Annotated in this window: 12 protein-coding genes, 3 tRNA genes and 1 other annotated feature; of the genes, 13 read left to right on the top strand and 2 right to left on the bottom strand. The window is 57.3% G+C overall.

Translation table 11 applies throughout. From position 1 onward, the window contains the following. The first annotated feature begins 25 nt into the window (after positions 1-25). The 5 genes from CSA35_08565 to CSA35_08545 all read left to right on the top strand — a co-directional run bounded on the left by CSA35_08565 (position 26) and on the right by CSA35_08545 (position 5,949). Positions 26-114: transfer RNA gene (locus CSA35_08565), tRNA-Ser, on the top strand. 13 nt (positions 115-127) lie between these two features. Next, positions 128-204: transfer RNA gene (locus tag CSA35_08560), tRNA-Arg, on the top strand. Positions 205-273: 69 nt separating this feature from the next. Continuing rightward, a complete protein-coding gene (gene recQ / locus CSA35_08555) occupies positions 274-2,073 on the top strand; it encodes a DNA helicase RecQ (protein PIE53931.1) in 1,800 nt (599 codons plus the stop codon). A 112-nt stretch (positions 2,074-2,185) separates the two neighbouring features. After that, complete coding sequence (locus CSA35_08550) at positions 2,186-4,957, top strand: isoleucine--tRNA ligase (protein ID PIE53930.1); 2,772 nt, start codon at positions 2,186-2,188, stop codon at positions 4,955-4,957. After that, positions 4,933-5,949 (top strand): pseudouridine synthase, encoded by a 1,017-nt coding sequence (locus CSA35_08545; protein ID PIE53964.1) that lies wholly within the window; start codon positions 4,933-4,935, stop codon positions 5,947-5,949. Before CSA35_08550 ends, CSA35_08545 begins: the two co-directional genes overlap by 25 nt. Here the strand turns inward: CSA35_08545 and CSA35_08540 are convergent. After that, on the bottom strand, positions 5,873-7,567 hold the full coding sequence (locus CSA35_08540) for a hypothetical protein (GenBank protein PIE53929.1): 1,695 nt from the start codon (positions 7,565-7,567) through the stop codon (positions 5,873-5,875). The two genes, CSA35_08545 and CSA35_08540, sit on opposite strands and share 77 nt — an antisense overlap. A 40-nt stretch (positions 7,568-7,607) precedes the next feature. On the opposite strand from CSA35_08540, the gene CSA35_08535 reads away from it, so the two are divergent. The 8 genes from CSA35_08535 to CSA35_08500 all read left to right on the top strand — a co-directional run bounded on the left by CSA35_08535 (position 7,608) and on the right by CSA35_08500 (position 12,277). Further along, entirely contained in the window at positions 7,608-8,090 is a 483-nt protein-coding gene (locus tag CSA35_08535) for a DNA-binding protein (protein ID PIE53963.1), read from the top strand. After that, the gene (locus tag CSA35_08530; protein ID PIE53928.1) at positions 8,075-9,427 is read left to right on the top strand and encodes a signal recognition particle protein; all 1,353 of its coding nucleotides are present in this window, start codon (positions 8,075-8,077) and stop codon (positions 9,425-9,427) included. The genes CSA35_08535 and CSA35_08530 overlap by 16 nt, the downstream gene beginning before the upstream one ends. Positions 9,428-9,528: 101 nt before the next feature. Beyond that, positions 9,529-9,798 carry a 30S ribosomal protein S16 gene (locus CSA35_08525; protein ID PIE53927.1) on the top strand — a complete coding sequence of 90 codons (270 nt, stop codon included), beginning with the start codon at positions 9,529-9,531 and terminating at the stop codon, positions 9,796-9,798. A 2-nt stretch (positions 9,799-9,800) separates the two neighbouring features. Continuing rightward, positions 9,801-10,052, top strand: coding sequence for an RNA-binding protein (locus tag CSA35_08520; protein ID PIE53926.1), 252 nt, complete (start codon positions 9,801-9,803; stop codon positions 10,050-10,052). A 2-nt stretch (positions 10,053-10,054) separates the two neighbouring features. Beyond that, entirely contained in the window at positions 10,055-10,588 is a 534-nt protein-coding gene (rimM, locus tag CSA35_08515) for a 16S rRNA processing protein RimM (GenBank protein PIE53925.1), read from the top strand. After that, positions 10,585-11,742, top strand: a complete 1,158-nt coding sequence (locus tag CSA35_08510) for a tRNA (guanosine(37)-N1)-methyltransferase TrmD (protein PIE53924.1) — start codon at positions 10,585-10,587, stop codon at positions 11,740-11,742. The genes rimM and CSA35_08510 overlap by 4 nt, the downstream gene beginning before the upstream one ends. Positions 11,743-11,780: 38 nt before the next feature. Continuing rightward, entirely contained in the window at positions 11,781-12,128 is a 348-nt protein-coding gene (locus tag CSA35_08505) for a 50S ribosomal protein L19 (GenBank protein ID PIE53962.1), read from the top strand. Between the two features lie 63 nt (positions 12,129-12,191). Next, positions 12,192-12,277 (top strand) — tRNA-Leu (locus CSA35_08500). Positions 12,278-12,436: 159 nt separating this feature from the next. Here the strand turns inward: CSA35_08500 and CSA35_08495 are convergent. Then, positions 12,437-14,656 carry a penicillin-binding protein gene (locus tag CSA35_08495; protein ID PIE53923.1) on the bottom strand — a complete coding sequence of 740 codons (2,220 nt, stop codon included), beginning with the start codon at positions 14,654-14,656 and terminating at the stop codon, positions 12,437-12,439. Between the two features lie 208 nt (positions 14,657-14,864). Continuing rightward, positions 14,865-14,956: a sequence feature (possible 16S ribosomal RNA but 16S or 23S rRNA prediction is too short), on the top strand. Positions 14,957-14,964: the final 8 nt, after the last annotated feature.

Genomic DNA, 14,964 nt, shown 5'->3' with positions numbered 1-14,964 from the left:
CTAGGTAGAATATGCTCCGTTGCGTGGAGAGATGGCCGAGTGGTCGAAGGCGCGCGCCTGCTAAGTGCGTGATCCGTATCGGGTCCGAGGGTTCGAATCCCTCTCTCTCCGCCAGTATAATTTATGTGCGCCGGTAGCTCAGCTGGATAGAGCGTCTGGCTACGGACCAGAAGGTCGTGGGTTCGAATCCTGCCCGGCGCGCCATCGTCATCAAGCGAGATCCGTGAGGGTCTCGCTTTCTTTATGTGAGATTATATGAGAGGCGGTCTTGTAGTGGAAGACACTCCCCGGCAACTCCTTCGCCGAGTCTTTGGATACGACGACTTTCGTCTGGAACAGAGTGACGTGATCGATCACGTCATGTCCGGGGGCAACTGCCTCGTGCTCATGCCCACAGGAGGCGGCAAATCCCTGTGTTATCAGATCCCGGCAATGCTCCGTCCCGGGCTTGGCGTCGTCATCTCGCCCCTTATCGCCCTCATGGAAGATCAGGTCGGTGCCTTGCGGCAAAACGGTATACGGGCGGCGTTCATGAACTCGACCCTCGAATACGACGAATTTATTCAGGTCTCCCGCGCCGCCTTTCGGGACGAACTCGACCTGCTGTACGTCGCGCCGGAACGGGCCATGAACCCCGGCTTTCTGGATTTTCTCTCCAAACTTCAGCTCTCCGTCATCGCCATCGACGAGGCTCATTGCGTCTCGCAATGGGGACACGACTTTCGCCCCGAATATCTTCGACTGGGCGAACTTGGCCAGCTCTTCCCCTCCGTACCCCGCATCGCCGTCACAGCCACAGCCGACGAGATGACGAGGCGGGAAATCGCCCAACGGCTTGACCTTGCCGACGGACGCCTTTTCGTCTCGGGGTTCGACCGCCCCAACATCCGCTATCAGGTCGTCATGAAGGACAACCCCAAACGACAGCTCCTGAACTTCATCAAAGACAACCACCAAAACCACGCTGGTATCGTCTACTGCATGACCAGAAAAAAAACCGAGACCATCGCCGCGTGGCTTGGAGAACACGGAATCAACGCCCTGTCGTATCACGGCGGCATGGACGCCGAAGAACGCCGGTCAACGCAACGCCGTTTCCAGGAAGAGGACGGGGTCGTCGTTGTCGCGACCATCGCCTTTGGAATGGGCATCGACAAACCGGATGTTAGATTTGTGGCCCATCTCGACATGCCCAAAAGCCTGGCGGCGTACTACCAGGAGACGGGACGAGCCGGCAGAGATGGTCAGCTGGCCGATGCCTGGATGACCTACGGTATGGCTGATGTTTCGGGACAGCTCAGACTTCTGGAGATGTCTGAGGGAGACGAGCGGTTCAAGCGGATTGCCCGTCAGAATCTGGAGGTCATGCTGGGCTACTGCGAGACGACCGGATGTCGGCGTCACGCCCTCCTCTCCTTTTTTGGAGACCAATGCACGATCCCCTGTGATAACTGCGACACCTGTCTGAATCCTCCGACGACCTGGGAGGGAACCATCCAGGCTCAAAAAGCTCTTTCCTGCGTTTACAGAACGGGACAGATCTACGGGGCTGGACATCTCATCGACGTCCTTCTGGGACGAGAGACCGATAAGGTCCTCTCTGTTGGGCATCATCGGATCTCGACCTTCGGCATCGGTACGGAGCTCGGTCAGTCGCAGTGGAGGTCCGTCTACCGTCAGCTTTTGGCCGGAGGGATGCTTTGTCTGGATCCTCAGGGGCACGGTGGTTTCAGCCTGACCCAGGACAGCTGGCCCGTCCTGAGGGGCGAACGGTCCGTCTCTTTTCGAGAGGAACCGAAAAAAAAGATACCGAGACCGTCTCGGGCTGCCAAGGCCTCTCCGGGAGATAGAGAGGACGACGCCCTATGGGAGGCCCTCAGGGCCAAGCGGCTCGAACTGGCCAAAAAACAGGGCGTGCCTGCCTACGTGATTTTTCACGACGTCACGCTGAGGCAGATGAGAGATCTCCGTCCTCGAACTCTGGAGGAACTGGAGACCATTCAGGGCGTCGGCGTCAGAAAATTAGAACTGTACGGCTCCTCCTTTATGGAGGTGTTGAGACGTTTCGATTGATGTGAGAGGATGAGATGCTCTCCCGCATCGGGGAAATTCGTGGTACAATTTCGTCGTTTTCCTGCGCCGCCTCCTCCGGGGCGGCATTTCCGTATTGAGAGGTGACCTGTCTATGACCAGAGATTTTAAGGAAACCCTGTGCCTTCCCAAGACCGAGTTCCCCATGAGGGCCGGACTGGCGAAAAAGGAGCCCCAGTTCATCGAGTTCTGGAATCGAATAGGGCTTCATGACCTGATGTTGAAGAAAAACGAGGGACACGAATCGTTTATCCTTCATGACGGGCCGCCCTACGCCAACGGAAACATCCACATAGGAACGGCGTTCAACAAAATCCTCAAAGACTTCATCCCCAAATACAAGTCCATGAGGGGGTATCGGTGTCCGTACGTGCCGGGCTGGGACACACACGGTCTGCCCATCGAGCTCAAGGTGCTGAAAGACCAAAACCTGGACGTGGAGTCGATGGAACCGGTCGAGCTTCGTCGGCGCTGTGCCCAGTATGCTCTTTCCTTCCTGGACGTTCAGCGTACAGAATTCCGTCGTCTGGGTGGCGTTGGTGACTGGGAGAACCCGTATATAACCCTTCGCCCCGAATACGAGGCGGCTCAATTAGGGGCGTTCGCCGAGATGGTGGAGAAGGGCCTGGTCTACAAAGGACAGAAGCCTGTCTACTGGTGTACCGACTGTCAGACCGCCCTGGCCGCTGCCGAGATCGAGTATGGTGACGAGACCTCACCCTCAATTTATGTGGCCTATTCCATGCCGGAGGTAGGCGAGACCATAGATGTCCTGAAGGACAAGGACGTGAGCGTCATCGTCTGGACGACAACGCCGTGGACGATGCCTGCCAGCATGGCTGTGGCGCTCCATCCGGTGTCAGAGTACGTTTTCGTCCCAGCGGGTGAGAAGGTCTATTTAGTTGCCGGTCCCTTGCTTGATGAGGTCGCTCAGGCCACGGGGCTGACCTTCGGTTCACCTCTGGCCTCGGTTAAGGGTGCTGAGCTTGAGGGTGCCGTCGCCGTTCATCCCTTTTACAGTGATCGTATCACTCCGCTGGTCCTGGCGGACTACGTGGCCATGGACTCGGGGACGGGGTGTGTCCATACCGCTCCGGGCCACGGGGTTGAGGACTACGAGACGGGCGTTCGATACGGTATCGATATCTATAACCCGGTGGATCCCACAGGGCGATTCTACCCCGAGACCCCCATGGTTGGTGGCATGACCCTGGACGACGGGGCGAAGCTGGTCATCCAGACCCTCACCGATAATGGCCGGCTTCTGGCTCAATTGCCCATCGTTCACTCCTATCCCCATTGCTGGCGCTGCAAGGATCCGGTTATCTTTCGGGCTACCGAGCAGTGGTTCGTCAACGTGGCCCAATTTCGAGAGCAGGCCCTTGAGGTCATCGACCAGGTTCAGTGGATCCCTGGCTGGGGGCGGGGTCGAATCTACAACATGGTTCGGGATCGGTCGGACTGGTGCATCAGCCGCCAGAGAATATGGGGCGTACCCATCCCCGCGTTCTACTGTGACGGGTGTGGAGAGATGCTCCTGGAAGCTCGGTCTATCCGTCGTGTTCAGGAGAAAGTCCGGGAGCACGGATGCGATATCTGGTGGCAGGCATCCCCAGAGGAGCTTATCGGTGACCTGGCGTGCTGCCCCTCATGTGGGTCCCGGAAGCTCAGGAAGGAAAAGGATATCTTGGACGTATGGTTCGACTCGGGGGTGAGCCACTTTTCCGTGTTGGAAACCCGTCCGGAACTCCGCTGGCCGGCGGACCTGTACCTTGAGGGAAGCGACCAGCATCGAGGCTGGTTCCAGACATCTCTCCTCACCTCTGTGGCCGTTCGGGGAGAGGCTCCCTATCGGTCGGTTCTGACCCACGGGTTTATCGTGGACGGTGAGGGACGGAAAATGTCGAAGTCCCTGGGGAACGTCATGGCGCCTCAGAAGATCATCGACACCAGCGGGGCGGATATCCTTCGGCTTTGGGTGGCCTCCACCGACTACAAAAACGATATTCGGATCTCGAATACCATCATAAAAAATCTGAGCGAGGAATACCGACGGATTCGCAACACGGCCCGGTTTCTCCTTGGAAACCTGAGCGACTTCGATCCTCGGCGTCATTCGGTCTCTTACGACAAGCTCTCGTCCTTTGACCGGTGGGTACTCTCCAGGCTCAACCGTCTGGTTCAAAAGGTCACCAGGGGGTATGAATCCTACGAGTTCCACATCCCATCGGTGTCCATCCATCAGTTCTGCGTCAACGAACTGAGTTCCCTCTATCTGGACGCTGCTAAAGATTCTCTGTATGCCGATGACCCTGACGCTCCGGGACGGCGGGCGATCCAGACCGTTTTGTGGCGCTTGGCTACCACCCTGACGACCATGCTGGCTCCGGTGTTGAGTTTCACGGCAGAGGAGATTTGGCAATATCTTCGTGAGATGGACGATTCCCTTGAGCAGAGCGTCTTCCTCTGTGATTGGCCTCAGGTTATAGAGGCGGAGTTGAACGATGAACTTGAGGCTCGGTGGGATCGGATCGTCGCTCTCAAGGGGGCGGTCAGCCGGCTCCTCGAGGCCTCAAGAAACAGGGGAGAGCTTGGGCAATCCCTTGAGGCTGCTCTCTCCGTCCTGCGGCCTGATGACGGTCTGGCCGATGCCCTGAGCATCGAGGAATGGGAGACTGTCACCATCGTCTCCTCCTTCCAGTGGGTCGATCAGAGCGATGAGGGGTTTGTCCAGGACGATGAGACGGGCTACAGTCTTCGGGTTGATCCCGTTGCGGGGGAGAAGTGTCCTCGATGTTGGAAGTACAGTCAGAATCGGAACGAGGAAGGTCTGTGTCCTCGATGTCAGACCGTGATGAACGCCTGAGTTCTCCTGTAGAGTCCTGCGATGCCGAGAGCCTGCCCGAAGGGCAGGCTCTCGGTCGCCAGGAGCGGTTGCTGGTTGAGTTGGAGGCCCGAGGACGTCGGTTGGATCGCTATCTGGCTGATCGCCTGGGCCTCTCTCGATCCTTCGTGCAGCGGCTGATTCGGGAGGGGAATCTCCAATTCGACGGTCCCGGTTCGGTCAAGGGCTCACGGCTCCTTCAAGGAGGGGAGATCTGCTTTCTCCAAATCCCGCCGCCTCGATGGCTCGACATCGTCCCTGAGCCCGTGCCTTTCTCGGTGGTCTACGAGGATTCCTGTATGGTGGTTGTGGACAAACCCGCTGGGGTGGTGGTCCATCCCGCTCCGGGCCACTGGCGAGGAACCTTGGTCCACGGCCTCCTCCACCGTTTTCCCGATATCGGGACTATCAACGACGTCATGCGTCCCGGGATCGTCCACAGGCTGGACGGAACGACCTCTGGGCTGTTGGTGGTCGCGCGGACGGCCTCCGCTTTGACGGTTCTTCAGGAAGCTTTCAGGAATCGACTGGTAGGGAAAACCTACCTGGCGCTGGCTCGTGGACGTCCCATCAAAGCACCCTTGCGAGTCGATGAGCCCATCGGAAGAGACGAAAAAAACCGGTATCGCATGGCGGTGAGCGATCTCGGTCGTCCCGCCGTCACGGACGTGACCCCTCTGTGGACTCGGGGCGAATATTCCTTTGTGGCCTGCGGACTTCATACGGGCCGAACTCATCAGATCCGGGTTCACCTCCGGCATCTGGGAGCACCCTTGGTGGGTGATCGGCTCTACGGGTTTCGAAAAGTCGTCTCGGGGGGGCCAGAGCGGCTTTTAGGTGATCGAATTTTCCTTCATGCGTGGAAGCTGTCGCTCCCTCATCCCGAGACAGGGGAGATCATGAGCTTTCGGAGTCGTCTTCCCGAGAAACTTCGTGAGGTCCTTCGATCCCTTCTCGCCAGAGATCGGGGGTAACGGTTCGAGACAGGCTGTTTTTATAGGTAACCTGAGCTGGTCCGGCACCGGGTATGTGCCGGACGTGTTTTCGCGTCGTGTAGTCCACCGAACATCGGGGCAGAGACGCACCCTTGGAGTAATAGAGAGCCAGGGAGGCGCACGTATCGATCAGCCAGGGCTCGGGCTTTCGACCCGGTTCTGGCTTCAGGATCACGTGGGAGCCCGGCAGTTCGTGGACATGGAACCACAGATCGTCCGGTCCGGCGAGTCGAAACGTCACGTGACGGTTTCCTCGTTCGTTGAGCCCCACCAGGATGACCGATCTGTCCACGTCATACCGAACGTGGGGTGGCTCGTCTTCCTGCCTTTTCCCCTTGGCCTTGGGACGCTCACGGTCCGAAGCGCCGGAGAGCTCTCGAACGAGTTTGCGAAGCACGGTCAGATCCTGAATCCGTTCCAGATTATCCCTCTGTGTCTCCAGCTCGTCCCGTCGCTCCTGAACCCGAGTGAGGTTACGTCGGACCTGGAACTCGTCGGCGCTGTATTTTCTGTACTTCTTGAAATATCTCTCAGCGTTACCCGCTGGATTCAGGTCGGGATTCAGGTGAACCTGAACGGCGACTTCCTTCCCTTCTTCGTCCCAGAAAGGAAGCCGAGCCTCGGTTGATCGAGGAGCGATGGCGTGGACGTTGGCCAGGATAGCTTGCCCCTTACGCTTGAGGGCTTCGGCCTCGTCGATCATGGCCAGCTGACGGAGCAATCCGTCTCTGTGGCGATCGATGCCCTTGAGGCTTCTGCGCAGCGCCTTTTGCCCCGACGAGACGAGCTCGTCCCGGATCCGAGCCAGCTTCCGATCCAGGCTCTGGGTTCTCCCCCCATCCAGAGGGGTTCCCGCAAGGGGAGTGCCTTTGGGCAGATCTTCTGGCCAGACCGTCAGGTACCCGTCCAGACCGTACACTGTGAGAGAGTGCCCATCTCGAATAGCCGAGAGCCCACGAATAATCGCTGCTTCGTCCAGGATCGCCTCGTCCAACAACGCCATGAGGTGTGCTCTCAGTGGGCGGCCGATTCCCAACGGACGACTGAGGTACTTTCTCACCGTGTCGGGGGAGATCTCGTCCCAGGGGTGGCCGTCCAGGGGGGGCGGTCCCGTGTATGCCAGGCCTGGAAGGATCGTCCTGTATCGGTTCACGTCGGGGTGGACGTGACGGGCTGGTTCGACGATGATCCCCTCTTCATCAATCAGAACGGCGTTGCTCAGGCGTCCCGTGAGCTCGAGGATCAGCGTGTGTTCCGATTGAACCCCGGCCCCGACGAATCGCCGAAACCGAAAACTCAGCACACGGTCGTTCCGTTCCTGACGAATCTCCTGAATGCTTGCTCCGTTCAGGTGTTTTGCCAGCGCCAGAGCGATGCCACCCCTGGTAGCTCCCAGAATCCTGGGAATCGTTTTCTCCGATGGGTGGAGCACCGTCGCGCCAAAGGAGTCGGCACTCCACGAGAGAAAGAGATCTCCTTGTCTTGTGTGGCAGACGACCCAATCAGCGCCTCCCTCCACCTTTGACACGGACGCACCGGCCAGTCTGGCGAACAGGTCATCGGCCAGAGCCGAGACAAACTCCGGACCATATCCCATGAGGCATCACGCTCCTTTTGTATCATGGCTGATGGACAGTATGTACGCCATAGTGATCTGTGTCAAGGTTTTTCTCTTGACACCATCTGTCGTGCGGTCTATACTATGTCGTCTTGCAAAGGAGGGACCGAGCGTGACCTCAGATTCCCTGGAACGACGGCTGGAGCTCACCAGGTTATACGATCTCTACGGTCCCGTTCTCACCGAGAAACAACGGCTGGTCTATGAGATGCACGATCTTGAGGACCTGTCCCTCTTCGAGATCGCCCAGGAGCTGGACATAAGCCGTCAGGGGGTCTCGGATCAGCTTCGACGAGCTCGAGATCGACTGGAGGAGCTGGAGAGCTCTTTGGGGTTCGCTCGTCGACTGGACGAGATGGAAGGGCGGATTCATAGGGCCATTGGGGTAATCGAGAGAGAAGCTGATCGCATACCTGCGATCGTTCGTCAGGCGGTTCTTGCTCTTCTCTCCGAGGACGATCCCGCTGACGAAGGGAGTGATGTGTCGTGTTCGACGCTCTGAAAAAAAGGCTTGACAGTGTATTCAACAACCTGAAAGGCAAGGGAAAACTGACGGAAGTCGACGTTCAGGAGGCTCTGCGTGAGGTTCGTCGGGCTCTCCTGGAGGCCGACGTCAACTACAAGGTCGTCAAAGACCTGGTGGATCGAATCCGCCTCAAAGCGTTGGATCGATCCGTTCTGGACTCCATCACCCCGGGGCAGCAGGTGGTGGCCGTGGTCTACGAGGAGCTCATGAAGCTCATGGGTACCGAGGCTCGGCCTCTCGTTATCTCCCCCAAGCCGCCGACGATCATCCTCATGGTCGGGCTTCAGGGAGGTGGTAAAACCACCAGCACGGTCAAGCTCGCCAAAAGGTTGAGCCGGAGCCACAAGCCCCTGGTCGTGGCCTGCGACCTTCGACGGCCTGCGGCGGTGGACCAGCTTCGGGTTCTGGCCGATTCTGCCGGAGTGGGATTCTACGGTCCCGAACCTGGTGAGACCGACGTCTTTTCCGTGATCGATCAGGCCAAGACCTTCGCCAGAGAGCGGCTCATGGACGTGATCCTCTTCGACACCGCCGGACGGCTGGCCCTGGATCAGGAACTCATGGCCGAACTCGATCAGATAAAAGAGCGAACGGCTCCTCACGAGATACTGCTGATCGTCGATGCGATGACCGGTCAGGAGGCGGTCTCGGTCTCTCAGGCCTTCCACGAGCGACTTGGGCTTACCGGGGTTATCCTGAGCAAGGTGGATGGCGATGCCCGTGGTGGGGCTGCCCTGGCCGTTTTGGCGACGACAGGTGTCCCCATCAAGTTCGTGGGAGTCGGGGAAGGTATCGATGCACTTGAGGTCTTCGACGCCAAGCGAATGGCCGAGCGCATCATGGGAATGGGTGACGTGGTCGGGCTCGTCGAAAAAATAGAGCAGGCCACAAGCGAGGCCGACGTAGAGCGTCTTTCCTCATCTCTCAAAAAGAACCGGCTTGATTTCAACGATCTCCTGGCCCAGTTTGAGCAAATTGAGCGCATGGGGCCTCTGGAGAAAGTCATGGAGATGATCCCCGGTGCCGATAAGGTCAAGGAACTCCAGGATGGTCAGGTGGACACGGGGCGTCTGGTTCGTATGAAAGCGATTATCCAATCCATGACTGCCGAGGAGCGTCGCAATCCGTCGGTCATCAAGGGAAGCCGGCGTCGACGAATCGCCCAGGGATCTGGTACCACCGTTCAGATGGTGAACCAGCTATTGAAACAGCAGAGTCAGATGAACGATCTCTGGAAACGGATGGGAAAAGGTAAAGGGCGTAAGAAATTCCAGATGCCCAAGTTCAAGGGTCTCGGCAACATGTTCCGTTGAGATGTGTCTTTGAGGCGGAACTCAAAAAGGGCAAGCTGCCGGCGATGTCCGGCTGTGAGCGTTGTATAAGATATGCATATATTCAGGAGGTGTTTCGAAACATGGCAGTACGCATTCGTCTCGCTCGTCACGGGCGGAAAAAGGCTCCCTTCTATCGTCTGGTCGTGGCCGACTCCCGCTCTCCCAGGGACGGCCGTTTTATCGAGCAGTTGGGGACCTACAACCCAATGTCTAAAGCGTTGCAGATCGACGGAGACAAAACGGTGAAATGGTTGATGCAGGGCGCTCTTCCCTCGGATACGGCTAAAGGATTGCTCAAGAAAGACGGTGTATGGGAGCGGTTCGTTGAGAGTAAGGGCAAGGACCAGTAGCTGTGGCTGATTACGTTGAGCTGGTTCGATACGTCGCAAAGGCTCTGGTGAACGATCCGGAAGCCGTTCAGATTTCCTCCAGCGAGGACCAGGAGGGCATCGTCAAGATCCTGATAGACGTCGCCGATGGAGACATCGGACGAATGATTGGACGGCGTGGAGCGACCATCAACGCTATCCGGCAGGTCGTTCGGGCCTCGGCTGTCAAGTCGGGAGATCGGGTAGTCGTCGACGTTCGGGAGGATCGAGCCTAGTCATGGATCTCGACGGCCTGGTGGATGTAGGCCGGATAGCTTCTGCTCATGGGGTGAGGGGGGCATTTCGAGTTATTCCTCTTACCGATTTTCCTGATCGATTCAAGACGATGGACAGTCTTGATCTGTACGACTCTTCGGGGGATTACTGCCGTCGGGTTTCCGTTTTATCGGTTCGTTTTCGGCCCGATAAGGGGGATGTCCTCGTAATTTCGGGCGACATCTCCGATCGGGATCAGGCTCAGGCTCTTCGGGGCATGATCGTCAAGGTCTCCAAGGCTGATCGACCTCAACTGCCTCCGGGTGATTATTGGATCGACGATCTCGTCGGGCTTTCGGTGGTCGAGGAGGAGACTGGGCTGGTCGTGGGCGAGCTCGTGGATGTCTTGGCAACAGGTGCCTCCGATGTCTACATGGTTCGTCGTCCCGAAGGTGCGGACTTCGGTATCCCGGCGGTTCGTCGGTACGTGTCGTCGGTAGACCTGAACGAAAAAACCATCACGGTCAGCCAGATTCGGGAACTTATGGATCTATGAAGATAACGGTCATCACCGCCTTTCCTGATTTCTTTCGGGCGTTCCTTGATACGAGCATCGTGGGACGGGCGGTAAAAAATAAGCTGCTTCAGGTCTCGGTGATCGACCTTCGGAACTACGGCGAGGGAGACTACCGTAAGATCGACGACTACGCCTTTGGTGGCGGTGGCATGGTCCTCATGGCCGAGCCCCTGGCGAAAGCTCTGGATGACCTGGGAGAAGGGCTGTACGTAGTGTATCCCAGTCCTCAGGGTGTCACCATGACCCAGGAGATCGTCGAGTCCCTCTCTACGAGAGAGCATCTTGTGATGATCTGTGGGCACTATGAGGGCGTGGACGAGCGATTGATCCACTCGAGGGTGGATCTGGAGCTTTCCATCGGTGACTACGTCCTGACGGGTGGTGAGCTGCCGGCCATGGTGGTGATTGACGCCGTCTCTCGGCTTATCCCTGGTGTCGTGGGTAAGGAGCGCTCTGTGGTGGAGGATTCCTTTTATCACGGGATGCTGGACACTCCTCATTTCACCCGGCCGGCCAGGTGGAGAGATCAGGACGTTCCGCCGGTCCTTCTCTCGGGCGATGACGGATCGATCGAACAATGGCGACGCCACCGGTCTGTAGAGCGGACCCTGAGTCGTCGTCCCGACCTGCTCAGTCGAGCTAGCCTGATGCGATATCTGGATACCGGAGCGTACGTGCTCTGGTATCCCAGGGAAAATCCCAGGGGCTGTGAGCTTGCGGTGGTGGTTGATGCCTGTCGGGCATACGGCGTTGATCGGCTTCTGATGCCGGTATCCGATCGGGACGATAGGGAGCGGCTCCGAGCACTCGTTCGTCCCAACGGGATGGATGACGTCGTCAAATTGTTCCCGTCGATTCATCGAGCGACCCAGTGGATAACCTCCCGGGAGGGGCAGAGACCGTTTGTCGTTGGCCTCGAGGATCAGGACGAATCCCGTTGGATTTCCTGGCTCGAGGCAAAAAGACAGGTATTACATCTCCGTCGCCCGCCGGTCTTTGCCTTTGGCGACGGAGGAGAATATGCGTGTGATGTGACCATGTGCCCTGTCTCGGGAGATGATCGTGATCGATCCGCTCTTCCGATACAGAACGCCGTTTCGGTCGTACTGGATCGCTTCTTTGGATGGCGATGAAATTCGTAGAACCTGCATGACAGGGAGGGTATATCATGATGGATCCCAGAGTAAATTTAGTAGAACAGAAATACATGAAACAGGACGTCCCCGCTTTTCGTTCTGGGGACACGGTGAAGGTCCACGTTCGAGTTCGGGAGGGTGCCCGTGAGCGTATCCAGATGTTTGAGGGCGTGGTTATCGCCAGGAAACACGGTGGCCTGAGCGAGACCTTCACAATTCGTAAAGTCTCCAGTGGTATCGGTGTGGAGCGAATCTTTCCTCTGCACTGTCCCAGCGTGGAGAAAATTGAGGTCCTCCGTCATGGCCGTGTTCGCCGGGCCAAGTTGTACTACCTCAGAAAGAGAAGCGGCAAATCTGCCCGAATCAGGGAACGCCGTCGCTGATCCACTCTCGTTCAAGGGGTTGACTGGTGATCATTGCCTCGGTATAATACCCCTTGTCTTGATGCGGGGGTGGCGGAACTGGTAGACGCGCAAGACTAAGGATCTTGTGGGCATAGCCTGTGGGAGTTCGAGTCTCCCCCTCCGCACCATCAAGCAAAAATATTGTGTATCGACTTGAAAACCCGCCGAGAGGCGGGTTTTCTGGTTTTTCTGAGGCGCTGAAGAACCACATAAGATCAAGAAAGAAAGGAGCCGTTCCGACTCGGGGCGGCTCCTCCTGATCCTCATCTTATTGTGTCATTCCTTCGTCAATCGGACAGGCCGTATTGTTTCAACAACTGTTGGTATCGCTCCTCAATGACCTCGGGAGTCTCCTCCACATGGGCGTACGGATTAACTGGTGGTGCCGTGATCGGCGGAGCTACCGGGATGTCCGGCTGAGCGGGAGGAACTCCCGGCAGGGTGAACTGTCCAGCGGCAAGCTGCTCGTCCTGTGGCAGGAGAAGGAGTCTGGGGCAGTTGGGATCCTCCATGGCCAGGGTCGCTGAACCACCGTGAAGTGGACAGGTGGTCGCCGGTGCTCGGTTCTTAGGAAGGTACAACGCCGCTGAGCTACACCCCCCCGTTTTGAGAAAGCCAGACTTTCGACAGACCTGCACCGAGACGAGATCGACTTCCTGAGGAATCTGAAAGGATGATGAATACGTCCTGAGGGCAATTGCCTTTTTCATAAAAGCACTCCATATCGGCAGAGCGATTCGACTGCCTGTAGCGGAGCGCCCCAGGGGTTTATGGTCGTCATTTCCGGCGTATACCACCGCCACCAGCCCGGGGATTCCTCCGGCGAACCAGGCGTCACTGTACTCGTTGGTGGTCCCCGTCTTGCCGAAGACCTCGTATCCCTTCATAGCAGCTCGACGCCCCGTACCCGCACGAACAACGTCTATCAGCATGGACCTCACGACCACAGCGATGTCTGGCTCTATAGCCTGCTGGGTCCGTGGAGAGTGGCTCTCGAGAACCTTCCCTGATTTTTCCTCTACCTTGCGAATGGAGAACGGTATCACTCTTCGGCCGTTGTTCGCGAAAACCGAATAGACGGTTGCCATCTCCAGAGGAGTGACGCTCGCGACGCCCAGTCCGATAGACAGCGTCGCGGTGATATGAGGCGACGTGATGCCCATTCGTCGGGCCATGTTCAGCACCCCTTCCGGGCCGACCAACTCGGTCAGTCGAACCGCCGGCGTGTTGTGGGAGTGAGTCAGAGCCATGAACAAAGGCTCTTCGCCGACGTATTTCCCGCTGTAGTTCCCTGGAGACCAGATCGGGGTGGGACTGTTTTTTATCTCGTAGGTCAGAGGTTTATCGAGGATGTGATCCGTCGGCATGTAGCCCGACTCCAGAGCCGCTGTGTAGAGGATGGGCTTGAACGACGACCCCGGTTGACGGTGGGCTTGCGTTGCCCTGTTAAACTTGCTTACGTCAAAATCCTTTCCGCCGACCAGAGCGAGAATTTCTCCGGTCTCAGGGTCCAATGCGACGATAGCCCCTTCGGGTTTAAGCTCTTGAATTGCCTGCTCGGCGGCCTCCTGAAGGTTCAGATCCAAGGTCGTGTAGATACGGAGTCCCGACGAATACACCCGATCTCGACCGTATCGGGGCAGAAGGCGTTTGAAGAGAATGTGGCTCACGAAATATGGAGCCCTGTTCACGTTCAGAACGTTTTTCACCGTCGTGGTGTTCAGAGAGAGTTTTTTATTTTGGGCCTCTTTCAACTGTGTGTCCGTGATCCAGCCGAGAGTTGCCAGACGTTGAAGGACATAGCCCTGGCGGGCCTTCGCCTTTGCCATGCTTCTGATGGGTGAGTACCGTTCAGGTGCTGCGACAAGCCCCGCCAAAACGGACGCCTCGGATAAAGAGAGCTCCGCAGGAGTTTTTTGAAAATACGCTTGAGCGGCGGCACCGATCCCCCAGGCACCGTGACCGAAGTAGATAGCGTTCAGGTACGTCTCCAGGATCTTATCCTTGCTGTAGAGCTGCTCGATACGAAAAGCGAGGATAGCCTCCTTACCCTTTCGCAGCAGAGTTTGTTCCCTTGAGAGAAACAGGTTTCGAGCCAGTTGTTGGGTGATGGTGCTGGCACCGTGTCCTCCAGCGCCGGTAAAGAGAGACCGCAGGATAGCGAGGGGACGAACGCCGTGGTGAGTGTAAAAGGACGAATCCTCCGCTGCCAGGGTGGACATAATCATCCATCGGGATATGTCCTTGAGCTCTACTGGACGGCGATTCTCAAGGTACAGCTTGGTGATCAGCTTTCCGTTTCGGTCGTAGACGACGCTGGCTTCGTTGGCCCGGTAGGTCAGGATCTCATCGTCGGTTGGAAGATCCCGAGCGAGCTTTGAGACCATAACGGCTGTAGCGATGGAACCGAGAGCGATAACGACCACTATGAATAAAAAAAGAAACAATCCCAGGAAAGACCACTTGGAGAAGCGGGGGCGAGGTGATTTTTTTCCCCGTCGAAACATGGATCACACTCCCTTACAAACGATGTCAATCGAGACGGTCCACAGAATTATAACACCTTGTTGAAGCGGCCCATGGTACGGATGTGGAAGAAGGACTCTTCAGGGGGGGTTGCGGCACCTCACTGGTGATGGTATAGTGTCCTGGTCGTCGAGAGACGACATGCACCTTGAAAAGAGAATACAGCGTATGACGAGAGCAAGGCTCATAAAATTAATGGAGAGTTTGATCCTGGCTCAGGACGAACGCTGGCGGCGTGCTTAACACATGCAAGTGGTACGAAGGTATCTGTAGAAAGGCTTATGCTTGG

It is taken from the genome of Dethiosulfovibrio peptidovorans (genome assembly GCA_002748665.1).
GTDB classification, from domain to species: Bacteria; Synergistota; Synergistia; order Synergistales; family Dethiosulfovibrionaceae; genus Dethiosulfovibrio; species Dethiosulfovibrio peptidovorans_A.
Note: the sequence above shows the minus strand (reverse complement) of the source record. Positions and strands in the feature narration are given on the sequence as shown.

Coding starts and splice junctions, on each gene's coding strand:
- CSA35_08550 (PIE53930.1), top strand. CDS start 2,186: ATGACCAGAGATTTTAAGGAAACCCTGTGCCTTCCCAAGACCGAGTTC.
- CSA35_08545 (PIE53964.1), top strand. CDS start 4,933: ATGTCAGACCGTGATGAACGCCTGAGTTCTCCTGTAGAGTCCTGCGAT.
- CSA35_08540 (PIE53929.1), bottom strand. CDS start 7,567: ATGGGATATGGTCCGGAGTTTGTCTCGGCTCTGGCCGATGACCTGTTC.
- CSA35_08535 (PIE53963.1), top strand. CDS start 7,608: ATGTACGCCATAGTGATCTGTGTCAAGGTTTTTCTCTTGACACCATCT.
- CSA35_08525 (PIE53927.1), top strand. CDS start 9,529: ATGGCAGTACGCATTCGTCTCGCTCGTCACGGGCGGAAAAAGGCTCCC.
- rimM (PIE53925.1), top strand. CDS start 10,055: ATGGATCTCGACGGCCTGGTGGATGTAGGCCGGATAGCTTCTGCTCAT.
- CSA35_08510 (PIE53924.1), top strand. CDS start 10,585: ATGAAGATAACGGTCATCACCGCCTTTCCTGATTTCTTTCGGGCGTTC.
- CSA35_08505 (PIE53962.1), top strand. CDS start 11,781: ATGGATCCCAGAGTAAATTTAGTAGAACAGAAATACATGAAACAGGAC.
- CSA35_08495 (PIE53923.1), bottom strand. CDS start 14,656: ATGTTTCGACGGGGAAAAAAATCACCTCGCCCCCGCTTCTCCAAGTGG.